This is a genomic window from Streptomyces sp. bgisy159 (assembly GCF_057707805.1).
The window spans coordinates 156,280-172,016 of record NZ_JBYIQX010000014.1; the positions used below are offsets into that span (position 1 = coordinate 156,280).

A 15,737-nucleotide genomic window follows, 5' to 3' on the forward strand; every position below is an offset into this window, starting at 1 on the left:
CAGTGCAGCGTAGTCGGCCCTCGGCAGACCCGTCGTGGCTGGTCGCGCGGTTCGCGGCGCCCCGTCGGCGGTCCGTGGCCGGCGCCGGTCACGCCAGCAGGCCGGACGACCTCCACAACCGCCGTCCCACTCCCCGCAGTACGCCGATGTCGTCCAGGAAGTCGGTCAGCCGCCTGGCCCCGTTCTGCATGACCTCCCGCCGGTGGCCGCTGGCCTTCACCTGCGCCATGGCCTCCCGCCTGTCCAGGCCCACGTTCGTGTAGACCTCGGGGTTCACGAACGCCACCGAGAACACCCGCGCGAACTCACCGGAGGTGACCCGCGTGAACTCCTGCGACCAGCGCGGCGCGGTCAGCATCTGGCGCCGCAGCTCCTCGCGGGCGTACCGCACGTGCCGGGCCTCCTCCACGACGTGGATGCGGGTGACGCCCCGGACCAGGGGCTGGATCCGCTCGTCGGGGAAGGTCAGCCGCTGCATCCAGTCCAGCACCTCCTCGCCGAGCAGCGTCGCCGTGAAGGAGCCGGGCGTGGTGGAGATCGTCTTGAACAGCCGGCCGAGGTTCTGGTGGACGCGGCTGACCGGGTACCACGGCGTGTCCCCGCGCTCGATCAGCCGGGCGAACATCTTGGAGTGCCGGCACTCGTCCTCGATCTCGGTGAGCGCGTACCGCACGTGCGCGCTCGTGGCGGCCTTGTCGTAGATGTGCCGGCACAGCAGCTGCATGAGGATGATCTCGAACCAGATGCCCAGCGAGGCCAGGGCCGCCGCCTCGTGCTGGGACAGCAGGATCCGCTGCTCCTCGCTCATCCGCCGCCACATCGGGGTGTCGTAGAGCGACACCAGCTCGGGCGGCCAGAACCACTTGCCCTCCTCGAAGGGCGCGTCCCAGTCCAGCTCCTTGTCCGGGTCGAAGGAGTGCTTGGCGGAGGAGGCGAGCAGCCGCTCGGCGACCTGCTCCCGGTCCTTGAGCAGTCCGAGGGCGTCCCGCAGACCGTCGACCGCGTCGGCTTCAGTGAGGGTCGTCATGGCCCTTATGAGACTGCCTGTCAGCAAGCTCGTCAATCCCCTGCGCGGGACTTGTGTCAACGGCGCACCCGGCGATCACCCGACGGAACGCCGCATCGGTGTTCGCCCTGGGTACGCTGACCGTGTCAGGCAGACTCCGTCGCATGGGAGCAATCATGAGCGCCGCGCGGGATCACGGGCTGGGTGACGACTACGAGTGGCCCCGCCCGCCGATGGGCGGCTGGACCGCGGACGACCTCGACGAGCTTCCCAACCTGCCTCCGCACACGGAGCTGATCGACGGGAGCCTCGTCTTCATGAGTCCGCAGACCAAGTTCCACATGCGCGCGATCCGTCTGCTGGACAACGCCCTGTTCGACCAGGCGCCGGACGAGTGGGAGGTCTACCGGGAGTTCACGGTCACGCTCGACGACCAGAACCGTCCCGAGCCCGACGTACTGGTCGCCCGCTTCGGCGCCGACACCGGGCCCAGGCAGACCCGGCTCCTGCACGGGGACGTCATCCTGGCCGTCGAGGTCGTGTCCGACGACTCCCGTTCCCGGGACCGGGAGACCAAGCCGCGCAAGTACGCGGCCGCGGGCATCCAGCACTTCTGGAGGGTCGAGGAGAGCGACGGCCTCCCCGTCGTCTACGTCTACGAACTGGAGCCGGTCACCAAGGCGTACGTCCCCACCGGCATCTTCCACAACCGCCTGAAGCTGACCGAGCCCTTCCCCGTCGACATCGACCTCACCGCGATCAACGCACGTCGGCGTGGCGGCACCCGCTAGACCGAGCACCCCAGACCGCCCGGAACCTCCCCGGACACCGGCTCCGCGCCTTGCGGCGGGAACGACGCGCGCAGCGTGAAGGCGTACGGGCTCGGGCCGTGCGTCCGCAGGTGCAGCAGCCGCGCCTCCGCCTCCGCGACCGTCGGACGATGGCCCGCCGGGACCCACCACAGCGCGACCATGGCCTCCGCCGCCCGCTCGAACCACTCCCGCCGGCGGGCGAGCATCTCACGGTGCCGGCCCTGGTACATGTACGCCGTCAGGGCGTCGGTGTCCCGCCACACCGACATGTTGACGACCAGCCAGTCGTCGCCGAAGATGCGGATGTCCGTCGCGTCACCCTCCTCGGACTGCAGCCGCCAGACGAGCCCCTCCGCCGCGTCGGCGTCGGCGTTGACCGGGTCGAGGCTGTCCACGAAGTCCTTCAACTCGGGCGAGTCCAGCGGGAACTTGAGTCGGGCGATGTTGACCTGGGCGAGTTCGAGGGCGGCGGCTTCCGTCATGGACCGAACGGTAGGTCGGGCGACCGGTTCTCCGACAGCCCCGTCTCACGACCTGAGCACCGCCTCCATCACCGCCCGCGCGATCGGCGCCGCCACCCCGCCCCCCGTGATGCCCTCCCGGTCCCGCGAGGCGTCCTCCACCACCACCGCCACCGCGACCCGCGCCTGAAGGTCCCGCTCACCGCGCGCCCACGACACGAACCAGGCGTACGGCGTGCCCGAGTTGCCGATGCCGTGCTGGGCGGTGCCGGTCTTGCCGCCGACCACCGCTCCGGGGATCGCGGCCATCGTCCCGGTGCCCTCCCGCACCACGTCCTCCATCAGCTCCCGCATCCGCCGCGCCGTCGCCGGCCGCATCGCCTGCCGCGCCGGCCGGGAACCCGCCGTCGCCACCGTCGCCCCGCCCCGCCGGGTCGTCCGCTCCACCAGATACGGCGTGCGCACCTGCCCCCGGTCGGCCACCGCCGCCGCGACCATCGCCATCTGCAGCGGTGTCGCCCGTGTGTTGTACTGCCCGATCGACGACAGCGCCAGCTGCGCCCGGTCCACCGTCGGGTCGAAGGTGGACGGAGCCACCGGGAACGGGATCCGCACATCACGGTCGTTGAAGCCGAACGCCTCCGCCGTCGCCGTCATCCGCTCCACGCCCACGTCCACCCCGAGCTTCGCGAACACCGTGTTGCACGACCACTCGAACGCCTCCCGCAGCGGGGCGTCCGCGCAGCCCCCGCCCTCGTTCGTCAGGGCCGTCGCCGTCCCGGGCAGGGTGTAGGGCGCGGGGGAGTCCGTCGCCGCGTCCAGGTCGGTCACCACCCCCGCGTCCAGCGCCGCCGCCGCGGTCACCACCTTGAAGGTGGATCCCGGCGGATACGTCTGCCGGACCGCCCGGTTGAGCATCGGCTTCGCCGGGTCCGAGGTCAGCCGTGCCCATGCCCGCTGGACCGCCGCGTCGTTCCCGGAGAGCACCGACGGGTCGTACGACGGTACCGACACCAGCGCCAGCACCCGCCCCGTGGCCGGCTCCACCGCCGCCACCGCACCCGTACGGCCGGCCAGCCCCTCGTACGCGGCCCGCTGCGCCCGCGGGTCGATCGTCGTCACCACGTTGCCGCCGGGCGGGCGGTCGCGCGTCATGCCGTCCCACAGCGGGAACGGCGACAGCAGCGGGTGGTCCCCGGAGAGCACCGCGTCCTCCGTGCGCTCCAGGAAGGCCGTGCCGTACCGCTGCGAGGCGAACCCGGTCACCGGCGCGTACAACGGCCCCCGCAGGTACGTCCGTTCGTAGCGCAGCTGCTCCCCGGTGTCCCGCGACCCGGTCACCGGCACCCCGCCCACCAGGATGTCGCCGCGGGGCTGACCGTACCGGGCGATGGTGGAGCGCCGGTTGCCCGGGTTGTCGTCGTACCGCGCGGACTCCACCACCTGCACCCGGGCCGCGTTCACCAGCAGCGCCACCAGCAGCAGTACGCAGAAGACGGCCACGTGCCGGATGTGGCGGGTCACCGCGCCCACCCGTGGATCGCCGTCATGCCACGGTCCTCCCGTCGTAGTTGCGGCGCGCCGAATGACTCACCCGGATCAGCAGTGCCACGATCGTCCAGTTGGTGACCAGCGACGACCCGCCCTGCGCCAGGAACGGCATCGCCATGCCGGTCAGCGGGATCAGACCCGTCACCCCGCCCGCGATGACGAACACCTGCAGTGCCACGATCGAGGCGAGCCCCACCGTCAGCAGCCGTCCGAACGGGTCGCGCACCGCGAGGCCGGCCCGGTAGCCGCGCTCCACCAGCAGGGCGTAGAGCACGAAGAGCGCCGACAGCCCCGCCAGGCCCAGCTCCTCGCCCGCCGTCGCCAGGATGAAGTCCGACTTCGCGGCGAAGCCGATCAGGATGGAGTGCCCCCGCCCCAGCCCGGTGCCCAGCATCCCGCCCGCGGAGAACGAGAACAGCGACTGCGCCAGCTGGTTGGGCCCCTCGCCCGCCTCGATCGACGCCAGCGGCTGCCGCCAGACCTCGACCCTGCCGTGCACGTGCGGCTCCAGCCAGCCCACGGCGACCGCGCCGAACGCCGCCAGCAGCAGCCCGACCGCGATCCAGCCGGTGCGGCCCGTGGCGACGTACAGCATCACGACGAACAGGCCGAAGAACAGCAGCGAGGTCCCGAGGTCCCGCTCCAGCACCAGGACTCCCACGCTCAGCAGCCAGATCGCCACGATCGGGCCCAGCACCCGCCCGGTGGGCAGCTGCATGTACCAGATCCGGCGGCCCGCGTACGCCAGCGCCGTGCGGTTGGCCGCCAGATAGGCGGCGAAGAACACCGCCAGCAGCACCTTCGCGAACTCGCCCGGCTGGATGGAGAACCCGCCGAGCCGGATCCAGATCCGGGCGCCGTTCACGGCGGGGAACAGCACCGGCAGCGTCAGCAGGACCAGTGCCGCGGCCACGCACACGTACGCGTACCGCTGCAGCACCCGGTGGTCGCGCAGCGCGGCCACGACGACGATGAACAGGCCGACGCCCAGCGTCGACCACACCAGTTGCGCCGGCGCCGCCCGGTCGCCCGGCGTCTCCAGGTCCAGCCGGTAGATCAGCACCAGTCCGATGCCGTTGAGCAGCACCCCGATCGGCAGCGGCAGCGGATCGGCGTACGGGGCGCGCCACCGGACCGCCAGGTGCGCCAGCAGCGCCAGTACGCCGAGCCCGGCGCCGTACCCGGCGGCGCCGGGCGGAACGGCGCCCTGCCGGGCCAGGCCGACCGCGCAGTAGCCGCACACGGACAGCAGCACGGCCACCACGATCAGGGCCAGTTCGACGCCACGGCGCCGGGGGAGGCGTACCACGGGGGCGGGCGGCCGCACCGCCGTGACGGTTCCGGCTCCAGCTCGCATCATGTCCGGAATTTACCCAAATGGGGCTCCTTGTGAGCCTTGGATAGGTTTTCGCGGGGTGTCGCGGGTCGGGGTGTCGCGGGTCAGCACCAGCGGGGGGCCGGGCCGATGTTGTCGATGTAGCGGGCCGCGCCCCAGGCCCAGGTGCCGTCCGTGAGGAGGTACCAGAGGGGGTTGCCGCCCACGGTCTCGCCACCCGTCTTGCAGTAGATGGAGACGATCTCGCCCTTCGCGGCGACCCGGATGACCTGGCCGGCCCGGGTGGGTGCGCTGCGCAGCAGTAGTCCGCCGTTGGCCGTCACCACACCCTTGGCGAGCCGGGAGTTCTGCTCCTGGTGGTGCCCCCAGTCGCCCCGTCCGTCACCGCCTCGTCCGTCACCGCCTCGGCCGTCACCGCCCCACTCCTCGCCGGCCGCGGCGGGCGCGACGGCGAGGGCGGACGCGAGGGCGGCGCCTATGACGACACCGGACACCCGGGAGAGAGTGGAGCGCAGTGACATGACGTACCTCCGTGAAGGGGGTGAATCCGACTAAACGCCACGCTAGGAGCGCCGGACCCCGAGTGCCTTTTTAAGGGGGCCGAGCGGGGCGCCGGGCCCAGTGGGGGTTGGGGGTGCGGACGCGGGGCGGGGCGGGGGCGTCGGGCATGCGTGTCGGCTGTGGGTGCCGAGCCGGGGCGCCCGGCGTTGGTGGGGGTGGGGGTGGGGGTGCGGATGCGGGTGCCGGGGCCGGGCCGTGGGCGGTGGGCGGCTCCGCCGGGCGGGTGGGCTCAGTCCGCGTCGGCGGGCAGCCGCAGTACCGCGACCGCGCCGCCCTCCTCCGCGTTGGCGAACGACAGCCGCGCCCCCAGCACCTCCGCCTGCCCCACCGCGATGGTCAGCCCCAGCCCGTGTCCCTTGGACACTCCCTCCGTCCGGAACCGCTGTGGTCCGTGCGCCAGCAGGTACTCCGGATACCCGTCCCCGTGGTCCCGGACGGTCACGGTCGGCCCGTCCACCGTCACCACCACCGGGCCCCGCCCGTGACGATGCGCGTTGGACACCAGATTCCCCAGCACCCGCTCCAGCCGCCGCCGGTCGGTCTCCACCCGCGCGTTCCGGACGACCCGCACCTCGGTGTCGGTGCCGGAACCCCGCACCGCCCGCAGCGCCACCGCCCCCAGATCCTCCGCGTCCAGCTCCACCCGCTCGCGCCCGGTGTCCAGCCGGGAGATCTCCAGCAGGTCCTCGGTCAGTGTGCGCAGCGCCGCCACCCGGTCGCGCACCAGCTCCGTGGGCCGCCCCGGCGGCAGCAGCTCGGCCGCCGCGTGCAGCCCGGTCAGCGGGGTGCGCAGCTCGTGCGCCACGTCCGCCGTGAACCGCTGCTCGGCCAGCAGCTTGCCCTGCAGCGTGGCCGCCATCGTGTCCAGCGCGGCGGCGACCGCGGCCACCTCGTCCGGGGGACGGGTCGCATCCTTCGTCCGGGGGTCGTCGACCCGCGCGTCGAGGTCCCCGCCGCTGATCCGCCGCGCGACCCGCGCGGTGGTGTGCAGCCGCGCGGTCACCCGGGTGACCGCGAACGCGCCGACCAGCAGCGTCGCCCCGATCGCCAGCCCGGACGACCACAGGATGGCGCTGTCGAGCCCCTCGATGGTGCGGGCCTGCTGCCCGTAGTCGACGGCGACGGCGAGGGCGCGGTCACCGTCGGCGGGGCCGGCCGCCCACATCATGGGGCGGCCGCGGTGGTCGGCGACCATCGTGCCGCGCTCCCCGGCCACCGCGAGCGCGCGCAGCCGCGGCGGCAGGCCGGGCGGATCGACGCCGGCGCCGCGCATCAGGGTGTCGCCCGCCTCGTACGCCCGGGTGGCGTCGGCCAGGCGTGCCAGCGCCCGGTCGCGGGCCTGGCCGACGGTCTGGTTGGTCACCTGGACGTGCACCAGCACGCCGAGCAGCGCGGCGAGCGCGCAGCACATCACGGTGATGAACACGGCCGTCTTCACCGCGAGGGTGCCGGCCCACTGGGGCAGGGCGAGCCGTACGCGTCTCATCCGCGGCTCGCCGAGGGGGACGGGGCCGGGGCCGGGGTTGTTCCGGGGGAGGTGGTACCGGTGGCCGGGGCGGACGGGTGCGGGCGGCCGTGGAGGCGCAGCATCTCGTCGTGGGTGAGGAGCATCGCCTTCTCCTCCGGGTCCCAGGTCCACTGCAGGCGGTACTCGTAGTCAGCGAGGTCCGACGGCGAACGGATGATCACCGACCGGCCGGCCAGCTCGACCGCGCTGACCGCGTCCTCCCAGGCCATCACGCGCACCAGCCGGTGCCGCTCCACGGTGTACACGCGGACCGCCGTCAGGTCCGGCGCGTCGCCGGGCAGCAGCCGGAAGCCCAGGGTCAGGTCGGGGCGCCCGTCCCCGGTGAGGTCGCGGTAGTAGGGCCGCAGGACGGGACACCGGGCTCCCTCACCTCCCTCGCCGTCCGCGCTCGCGTCGCCCGCACCGTCGTCGGCGCACTCGTCCATCAGGCCGGCGGTGTCGCGGTAGGGCGCCTTGGCCCCGGAGTAGTCGTCGGGGTGCGCCGCGATCTCGGCGCGGACGATCGCCGCCGGATCGACCGCGCGGATGTCGTCGCCGGGCACGCCGACACCCTTGACGGTCTCCGTGTCGGCCTCGTCGATGCTCCAGGCGGGGCTGGACGCCGGGGTCAGCTCCGGCCACAGCCGGGCCGGGCTGGTCGCCGTGGGCGTCGCGCCCGCCCGGCGCAGTCCGCCGGTGTCGCCGCAGGCGGCGCTCGCCGCGGCCAGCAGGGCAACGACCACGGTGATCCTGGCGGGGCGGCTGAGGGACACGGGGCTCCTGTGATCCGAGACGACGACGGCCCCGTACACGATATTCGTACGGAAGTCCTTTTTGCGTACCGCCGGGTATGCCGGAGGGCGCGGCGCCCCGCCCGTGCGGCGCGCCACCCGTGCGGCGCCGCCGGTGGAGCGGGCCGGCGGTCGGCCGGGGTCGCCGGTGCTGCCGGTGCTGAAACGATTACTCGGCCAGCTCCTCCAGCAACCGCGCCGTCGGCAGTCCCGCCCTCAGGTACTCCACGAACAGCTCGTTGTGCAGCGCCCACGGCGAGCGCCGCGACCGTATCAGCCCGATCGCCTCGTCGGCCGTGTGCCCCCGGCGCACCAGGGTGTGGGCCACCACCAGCCCCGACCGGTTGTAGCCGTGGAAGCAGCGGACGAGCACGCGGCGCCCCTGGTCCAGGGCATCGCCGGCCGCCTGGGCCAGCCGTATCACGCCCGCCAGCTGGGTGCCGTCCAGCGGGCCGTCCGGGATGGGCCACACCTGGTGCCGGACCCCCGGCTCCGGCCCGTGCCCGGGCATCCGCAACAGCGTCTGCACGAGATCGAACTCGCGGCCCACCACCGCGAGCTCCACGTGCCCGGTACGCGCCCGGAACTCGTGCCCGCCCATCCACAGGCCGGGCACCACCTCGTTCCACGCACTCTCCGGGGCCGGTACGTCGGGTTGCTTCCCACGGGTCTGCAACGGCGCCTCCCCAACCGCGCTGGCCTGACGTTCTGACCTGCCCAACCCGCTGCCGGGGTAACCGCCTTCTTGCCCCCGGAGCACCCGCCTGTTCCCATGGTCATGGGGTGATGCGGATGAGCGGACTGCGCGTCGTACCGGCCCGGCGGCACGGCCGGGAGCGGCTCTACGTCTGCCTCCCGGACGGCCGGAACATCGCGTGGTACGACCGCGACGCCGCCCGGGTCAACCTGCTCGGCGAGGACCACCGGGATGCCGTCCTGGCCGCCCTCAGACCCTTCCTGACCGGCCCGGTCAGCGTCGGCCCGCCTCCGGTGCCGACCCCCGCCGAGCTGGCCCGGCTCACCCTCCCGCCCGACGACGACCTGGCCCCCAACCGGCCGGGCGAGGCCCTGCTGGTCGCCCTCGACCGCGACCCCGGCGCGCCCTACCGGCTGCGCGCCGACCCGCGCCGCCGGGCGCTCGCCGCCGAACAGGCCGTCGGCGACGCCCTGGACCTGCTCGACGGAGCCGGCTGGCACACCCTGCACTCCGTGCCCCTGCCCGGCGGTGACCGGATCCACCACCTGGTGATCGGACCGGGCGGCCTGCTCGCCGTCCACGCGCTGAACGCCCGCCGGCACCGGGTACTGGTCGCCGACCCCGAGGTGAGCGTCGGCCGACGCGCGCCGCAGCCCCTGCTGCGCCGGCTGCGCGCCACCGCCGACCGGGCCCGCCACGCCCTGACCGCCGAGGTCCGCCCGGTACTGGCCCTGGTCGGCCCGGCAGACGTCCGCGTCACCGTCCCGCCGCGCGAGGTCCGTGTCGTGCGCGACTCCGACCTGCCCGCGCTGGGCCGGCTGGGGCCGGTGCTCAAGCCGGCGGACGTGGAGGCCCTGCACGCGATGGCCAGGGACCGGAGGACCTGGGCCTCCTGCTGAGACGGGCCCCGGGCCCGGCGCCACACCTGTGCGGGCACGGTGCCGCGTCACGGCAGCGTCCCCGCGTGGTCCGCGTCGAACAGGGCGGCGAGCAGATCACCGTGGTCCTGTACCCGGGGCGGGATGTCGCCGGCCCGGAACGCCAGCGGCTCGGGTGACCGGCAGTCCTCGATCTCCGTCCAGGTGACCGGCGCCGAGACGAGGGGCTCGGGCCGGGCGCGCAGGGTGTACGGGGTGGCCGTGGTCTTGCGGGCCGCGTTCTGGCTCCAGTCGACGAACACCTTGCCCGGCCGCAGGCTGCGCGTCATCCGGTGCAGCACCAGCCGCGGCATCGCCCGCTCTGCCTCGACGGCCAGCCGCTTCGCGTAGTCGCTCACCTGCTCCGACGACGCCCCGCGCACTCCCGCCAGCAGGTGCAGCCCCTTCGCCCCGGAGGTCTTGGCGTACGCCTCGATGCCGTCCGCCGCCAGCCGGTCGCGCAGCCAGAGCGCGACCTCGCAGCAGTCGACGACGGTGGCGGGCGGTCCGGGGTCGAGATCGAGGACCAGCCGGTCGGCGGTGCCGGGGTCCCCGATCGTCCACTGGTGGGTGTGGAACTCGGTGACGAGGTTCGCCGCCCACATCAGGCTGGGCAGATCCTGCACCAGCACCATCCGCGACGGTCCCTCCGACCGGGGCACCTCGGCGGTGGTCACCCAGTCGGGGGTGCCCGGCGGCACGTTCTTGGTGAAGAACACCTGCCCGTCGGGGCCGTCCGGGTAGCGCAGGAAGGACACGGGCCGGTCGCGCAGATGGGGCAGCAGCACGTCCGCGACCGACGCGTAGTAGTGCAGCACCTCGCCCTTGGTGAAGCCGCTCGCCGGATACAGCACCTTCTCCAGATTGCTGAGGGCCAGCCGTCGCCCCGCCACCTCTGTGATCGGCGTCATACGATGAGAATCACACGAAACCGGCACATAACGCCCGTCTCTCACCTGGAAGGGGTGCTGCCCGTGCGATCCATATGGAACGGCGCCATCTCGTTCGGCCTCGTCAGCATCCCGATCAAACTCGTGAACGCCACGGAGAGCCACTCGATCTCCTTCCGGCAGATCCACTCCGAGGACGGCGGCCGCATCCGCTACCGCAAGGTCTGCGAGCTGGAGGACCGCGAGGTCACCCAGTCCGAGATCGGCAAGGGGTACGAGGACGCGGACGGCACGATCATCCCGATCACCGACGAGGACCTGTCCCACCTCCCGCTCCCGACCGCGAAGACGATCGAGATCGTGGCCTTCGTCCCGGCCGACCGGATCGATCCGCTCCAGATGGACCAGGCGTACTACCTCGCCGCCGGGGGCGCCCCGGCCGCCAAGCCGTACACCCTGCTGCGCGAGGCCCTCAAGCGCAGCAACAAGGTCGCGATCGCGAAGTACGCCCTGCGCGGCCGGGAACGGCTCGGCATGCTGCGCGTCGTCGGAGACGCCATCGCCATGCACGGGCTGCTCTGGCCCGACGAGGTCCGCGCACCCGAGGGCGTCGCACCCGAGACCGGCGTCACCGTCCGCGACAAGGAACTCGACCTCGCGGACGCGCTGATGGACACGCTGGGCGAGGTCGATCTCACGGAGCTGCACGACGAGTACCGCGAGGCCGTGGAGGAGGTCATCGCCGCCAAGGCATCCGGCGAGACCCCGCCCGAGGCCCCGGAGGCGCCGGCCGGCGGCAAGGTGCTCGACCTGATGGCGGCCCTGGAGAACAGCGTCCGCGCGGCACGTGAGTCACGCGGCGAGGAGCCGGGCGACGTCAGACACCTCCCGAGCCGCGCGGAACCGAAGGGCGCGGGCGGCAAGAAGAGCACCGCGACGACGGCGAGGAAGTCGGCACCGTCGGCCGCCGCGAAGAAGTCGACGTCCAGGTCCGCCCAGTCGGCGAAGAAGACCTCCGCGAAGACGACCTCCCAAAGCACCCGGAAGGCCGGCGCCAAGGCCTCCGAGAAGACGCCGGCCAAGAGCGCGGCGAAGTCCACGGCCAAGAAGGCATCGACCGGCACGACGAAGAAGACGGCGGCGAAGAAGACCACCTCCCGCAAGCGCACGGCGTGACTACGTCCCTACCACGCCCGGCCCGCCCGGCCGCCCAGGCCACCAAGCCGGACCGCATGACCGTCGAGCGTCAGGCCCGGACCCGCCGCGGGCACCGGAGATCTTACGAGACCCTGACAGGCCCGCCGTCCGGGCCCGCTGCCGGCCCGTCATGCGCCAGGCTGGTACCCACCGCCCCCCCCTCGCCGCCCCGCGCCGGGAGGGCATCACCGTGGTGTTAAGGAAAGCGGCCACCGCGGTGCGACGCCCCGGACCGGGCCCCTGACCCGGTCCGGGGCCTCACCCGTCACGTTGCCCCTCGTCGGCGCCCCGTTTCTCCGACCCCCGGCCGTTTTGCATAATGCAAGGCGAACGGGAAGCCCGCAGCGGACGGCAGGCCCTCAGGACGACACACGGGACGCCATACGGGGGTGACACGGGGGGTGAACGCGAGGACGCGCGGCCCGCGCCGCCGCACCCTGCCTCGGTCCGTGACCCTGTCCGCGCCCCCGCCCCCCGAACCCGGCCTGATGGCCCACCTGCGCTCCACCGTCTGGGGCCCCGCGGAGTTCGTCGGCCTGCCGCCGTGGTGGCTGGTCGGTGAGGGCCTCCTCGTCGGCACGCTCGCCGTGTCGGCGATCGTCGGTACGGCCGTCGCCGGCGCCTGGTACGGGCTGCCCGCGCTCGCGGGCGGTGAGGCCGGCCTGGTCTGTGCCGCCGCCCTCACCCTGTACCTGTGCCTGGTCCGGGCGGGCCGGGCGCTGATCGGCCTGGTCGCCGTCCTCGCCGTCTGCCTCGCGCTGCAGGCGCCGCAACTCGCCTCAGGGTTCGTCCTCGCGGCCCGCGGCCAGGTCGAGTCGGTGGTGGTGACCTCGGTCGACGGCGGCCCCGCGGCCGTCTCCAGCCACGGCCGCTACCTGTGCTCGGTGACCGACCACGAAGGCGTCCCGCTGAAGGTCCGCATCCGGCGCGGCTGCGGCCGCGCCACCCGCCCCGGCGACGAACTCGCCGTCGTCCACGACCGCGAGGGCCGGGTCCCACCCCGCGGACTGACGGCCGGCGGCCCGGTACGCGCCCCGCTGCGCGACGCGTCCGGCTGGGCCGCGGCACTGGTCGCCGGATGCCTGGTGACGGTCGTGCGCTCCTACCGCCTCACCCACCACGCCGCGGCGGCCGTCGGCTGACACCGGAGCGTACGTCGTAGAACGGCTGCCGCAGCGTACGCGCTGGGACGGCCACCGGAGCGTACGTCGCGCAACGGCCGCCGGAGGATACGCCCGAGAGTGCCCGCCGGAGCGCACGCGCTGGAACGGCGGTCAGAGCGCACGCAAGGGAACGACCGCCGGCTGGCTCAACCCACCGCCGGCGCGGGCGTCGTACCGGCCGTGTTCACATTCAGGTCGGGCCGCTGCTTGAGGACCACCATGCCCTCGCCGGGCTGCGGCGGGGGCGGCGTGAGGTCGGCCGTGGGGAGCTTCGGCGGGGTGGTCTGGTGGTACCGGACCTCACGGAAGTCGACGTCGCCCGTCTTCTCCAGCACGGTGATGTGGTCCAGCACCGTGTCGTTGGCGAGGTCGGCCAGCTGACGCACCAGCGTGTTCTGGGTGCTGGCCCGTATCTTCCCGATGGCCGGGAAGATCTGGCCGTGCGTCACCCGCATGATGTTCACGGCCGTGACGTCGAAGTCCTTGCCGGTCTTCGAGTTCACGACCGCGACGAACTCCTGCTGCTGCGGCGTGGCCTTGTTGGGCAGCGTGATGTTCAGCTCCGGCGCGATCTTCCGGCACAGCTCGTCGAGCCCGGCGTGCCCGACCACCAGGTGCGCCCCCGCCTCCTTCATCGCGGGCGTGGTGCCCCGCTGCATGGCCAGCTCACCGAGCGGATACTCCCAGAGCCCGGCCGACCGCACCTTCACCACGAAGTCCCGGTCCGCCTCCGTCAGCGGCCCGTACTTGGTGTTGGCGATGATCCGGGAGGTGTCCGACGTGTTCGTCTCCACCCCGATCATCTTCGGGTAGACCAGCGCGGCGGACGTCAGAACCAGGATTCCCCCTACCAAGACGGTTCCGGCGCTCCTGCGGGACACGGCCATGGTTCCTCCAGACCCGACCTCAACAAACCAGTGCACCAGGAGGTACGGACGGAACGCCCGGACCGATCACCGTTCCCGGAAAATATCCCGGGAAGGTCCGGAACCGACGCCTCCGGCCCCCGCCCGCCGACGATACGCGACCACCGGAACCCGGGACACCGGCCGGGGCACCGGGTCGATGCCGGGACTCCAGCGCCTTCAGCCGCCATCCCCGCCATGGTCCCCCCATCACCTGAACGGCCACGACGTCCGTCCCCACCACCGGACCGCCCCGGACCCCCGCTTCCCCGCCCGGCCCGCCCGGCCCGCCAGGTTGTCCGCGAACTCCCCCGGAATCGTCCGTGATCGGTAACGGACGGATCCGGCACCCGCCGTCCCTCGTCCTGCCAGGTGGTCGGAAGGCGACCGACGAGCGGTGATCAACTGCGGGGAGCGGGGGCGGACATGGCACGTCACGGTGGCGGAGGACGTTGGTACGGCAAGGTGATCGGGTCGGCGCTCGGGGTGACGCTCCTGGCGGCCGGCGCGGCGGTGTGGACCGCCCAGGCCGACACCGCGGACAGCCCGTCGCCCCGGTCGACCGCCTCCGCCGGCCCCGGAACCGACGCCAAGCCGGTCGCGGTCACCATCGTGCACGCCTCGGACCAGGGAACGAACGGCGTCAACATCACCATCGACGACGGCCCCGACCCGGTATGGACGCCCCGAGTGCTCGACGTGCTCGACGAGTACGGGGTGAAGGCGACCTTCTGCATGGTCGGCACCCAGGCCCGGGCCCACCCCGACCTGGTGAAGAAGGTGGTCGCCGCCGGACACCGGCTCTGTGACCACTCGGTGTCCCACGACACCACCATGGACCGGCAGTCCGAGACCTACCAGTCGCAGCAGATCCTCGACGCGGAACGCATGATCACCGAGGCGTCCGGCGGCGTACGCCCGATGTACTACCGGGCGCCGGGCGGCGCCTTCACCCCCTACAGCCGCAAGCTGGCCGCCTCCCGAGGCATGCGTCCGCTCGGCTGGAACGTGGACACCAAGGACTTCGAACGCCCCGGCACGGACGCCATCGTCGCCACCGTCCAGCGAGAACTCCCCAACGGCCCGACCCTCCTCTTCCACGACGCCGGCGGCGACCGCTCCCAGACCGTGGAGGCCCTGCGCCGCACCCTCCCCTGGCTCAAGGCCCAGGGCCGCACCTTCGGCTTCCCGGTGCGCTGAGCACACCACCCCGGCGACCGCCACCGCCGGACACGGCTCCCTCAGTTCACCGGATAACCGCTCTCCTCTATGTCGCGCGCGAGCTCGACCAGACGGATCTGCGGGTTCAACGCGGAGACCACCCCTTCGGTCAGAGGCCGAGACGCGAACACATGACGCACCGCCCCGAGGGCGACCGGGACCTCGTGGTAGTCCTCGGCCCACCGCTGGAACGCCTCCGGGGAGCGGTCGACCAGCAGACGGAACAGGTCGTCGGCGCCGTCCGGGTCTCCCGCCACCTCCGCCGGGAAGTCGATCGCCCCTGTCTTCCACCCGCCGTCCCCCGTCTGCCGCCACATGCAGGCGGTGACGAGAGACACCCCGACCTCGTCCGAGAACGCGGGCTCCGTGACGTACGGCCGGAAGACACCGGGCACCTCGTCGAGCACCCCCGGCCACGGCCCGTCCGCATCGCCGTAGGGACTCATGGGCGACTCGTGGGCGAACCCGCGGACGTAGGCACCCGCCTCGGCGAAGACGACCGAGTACTCGTCGCCCGACCCGTTCCGCATCGAGGCCAACGCCTCACCCGCGGACCAACGCCGGTCGAAGGAGTGACAGCGGTCCTCCCAGGCAGGGCTCAAAATTGCCTCCAGGACGGCCAGGGAACGGCAGTGCTCACGAAGGACACCTGTCTCAGGCAGCCGCCGCGCAACGTCTTCAACAGTCACACCCCCACCCAAGCGCACACCAGCCGTCCTCGA

The 15,737-nt window shown here is 73.0% G+C and carries 16 protein-coding genes; 5 read left to right on the plus strand and 11 right to left on the minus strand.

Translation table 11 applies throughout. The annotated features are described in order from the left end of the window. Positions 1–88: 88 nt before the first annotated feature. On the minus strand, positions 89–1,027 hold the full coding sequence (locus AC3ET3_RS16605) for an AurF N-oxygenase family protein (protein WP_432134085.1): 939 nt from the start codon (positions 1,025–1,027) through the stop codon (positions 89–91). A 155-nt stretch (positions 1,028–1,182) separates the two neighbouring features. Here AC3ET3_RS16605 and AC3ET3_RS16610 point away from each other — a divergent pair, with 155 nt between their 5' ends. After that, positions 1,183–1,797, plus strand: a complete 615-nt coding sequence (locus AC3ET3_RS16610) for a Uma2 family endonuclease (RefSeq protein ID WP_432155912.1) — start codon at positions 1,183–1,185, stop codon at positions 1,795–1,797. Here the strand turns inward: AC3ET3_RS16610 and AC3ET3_RS16615 are convergent. From AC3ET3_RS16615 to AC3ET3_RS16645, 7 genes are all read right to left on the minus strand, one after another. Then, complete coding sequence (locus AC3ET3_RS16615) at positions 1,794–2,300, minus strand: DUF3291 domain-containing protein (protein ID WP_435612394.1); 507 nt, start codon at positions 2,298–2,300, stop codon at positions 1,794–1,796. The two genes, AC3ET3_RS16610 and AC3ET3_RS16615, sit on opposite strands and share 4 nt — an antisense overlap. A 45-nt stretch (positions 2,301–2,345) precedes the next feature. Further along, on the minus strand, positions 2,346–3,803 hold the full coding sequence (locus AC3ET3_RS16620) for a penicillin-binding transpeptidase domain-containing protein (RefSeq protein ID WP_435612395.1): 1,458 nt from the start codon (positions 3,801–3,803) through the stop codon (positions 2,346–2,348). A gap of 22 nt (positions 3,804–3,825) precedes the next feature. Next, a complete protein-coding gene (locus AC3ET3_RS16625) occupies positions 3,826–5,190 on the minus strand; it encodes an FtsW/RodA/SpoVE family cell cycle protein (protein WP_435612396.1) in 1,365 nt (454 codons plus the stop codon). Between the two features lie 80 nt (positions 5,191–5,270). After that, positions 5,271–5,687: an SH3 domain-containing protein gene (locus AC3ET3_RS16630; protein ID WP_435612397.1), complete on the minus strand. Its 417-nt coding sequence runs from the start codon at positions 5,685–5,687 to the stop codon at positions 5,271–5,273. A gap of 269 nt (positions 5,688–5,956) precedes the next feature. Then, positions 5,957–7,213, minus strand: coding sequence for an ATP-binding protein (locus tag AC3ET3_RS16635; RefSeq protein WP_432134090.1), 1,257 nt, complete (start codon positions 7,211–7,213; stop codon positions 5,957–5,959). Beyond that, on the minus strand, positions 7,210–8,007 hold the full coding sequence (locus AC3ET3_RS16640; protein WP_432134091.1) for a hypothetical protein: 798 nt from the start codon (positions 8,005–8,007) through the stop codon (positions 7,210–7,212). The genes AC3ET3_RS16635 and AC3ET3_RS16640 overlap by 4 nt, the downstream gene beginning before the upstream one ends. 187 nt (positions 8,008–8,194) lie before the next feature. Next, positions 8,195–8,701 carry a protein-tyrosine phosphatase family protein gene (locus AC3ET3_RS16645; protein WP_432155861.1) on the minus strand — a complete coding sequence of 169 codons (507 nt, stop codon included), beginning with the start codon at positions 8,699–8,701 and terminating at the stop codon, positions 8,195–8,197. Positions 8,702–8,817: 116 nt separating this feature from the next. Between AC3ET3_RS16645 and AC3ET3_RS16650 the strand changes: the two genes are divergently transcribed. Continuing rightward, positions 8,818–9,621 carry a nuclease-related domain-containing protein gene (locus AC3ET3_RS16650; protein ID WP_435612398.1) on the plus strand — a complete coding sequence of 268 codons (804 nt, stop codon included), beginning with the start codon at positions 8,818–8,820 and terminating at the stop codon, positions 9,619–9,621. Between the two features lie 47 nt (positions 9,622–9,668). Here AC3ET3_RS16650 and ligD read toward each other — a convergent pair whose 3' ends face one another. Then, on the minus strand, positions 9,669–10,550 hold the full coding sequence (gene ligD, locus AC3ET3_RS16655) for a non-homologous end-joining DNA ligase (protein ID WP_435612399.1): 882 nt from the start codon (positions 10,548–10,550) through the stop codon (positions 9,669–9,671). Positions 10,551–10,613: 63 nt separating this feature from the next. On the opposite strand from ligD, the gene ku reads away from it, so the two are divergent. Next, a complete protein-coding gene (gene ku / locus AC3ET3_RS16660) occupies positions 10,614–11,705 on the plus strand; it encodes a non-homologous end joining protein Ku (protein ID WP_435612400.1) in 1,092 nt (363 codons plus the stop codon). A 470-nt stretch (positions 11,706–12,175) separates the two neighbouring features. Beyond that, positions 12,176–12,868 carry a hypothetical protein gene (locus tag AC3ET3_RS16665; protein ID WP_435612401.1) on the plus strand — a complete coding sequence of 231 codons (693 nt, stop codon included), beginning with the start codon at positions 12,176–12,178 and terminating at the stop codon, positions 12,866–12,868. Positions 12,869–13,035: 167 nt separating this feature from the next. On the opposite strand, the gene AC3ET3_RS16670 is transcribed toward AC3ET3_RS16665, so the two are convergent. Further along, positions 13,036–13,776, minus strand: a complete 741-nt coding sequence (locus tag AC3ET3_RS16670; RefSeq protein WP_435612402.1) for a DUF4142 domain-containing protein — start codon at positions 13,774–13,776, stop codon at positions 13,036–13,038. Positions 13,777–14,220: 444 nt separating this feature from the next. Here AC3ET3_RS16670 and AC3ET3_RS16675 point away from each other — a divergent pair, with 444 nt between their 5' ends. Next, positions 14,221–14,994: a polysaccharide deacetylase family protein gene (locus tag AC3ET3_RS16675; RefSeq protein ID WP_435612403.1), complete on the plus strand. Its 774-nt coding sequence runs from the start codon at positions 14,221–14,223 to the stop codon at positions 14,992–14,994. A 41-nt stretch (positions 14,995–15,035) separates the two neighbouring features. On the opposite strand, the gene AC3ET3_RS16680 is transcribed toward AC3ET3_RS16675, so the two are convergent. Further along, positions 15,036–15,704, minus strand: coding sequence for a hypothetical protein (locus AC3ET3_RS16680; protein ID WP_435612407.1), 669 nt, complete (start codon positions 15,702–15,704; stop codon positions 15,036–15,038). Positions 15,705–15,737: the final 33 nt, after the last annotated feature.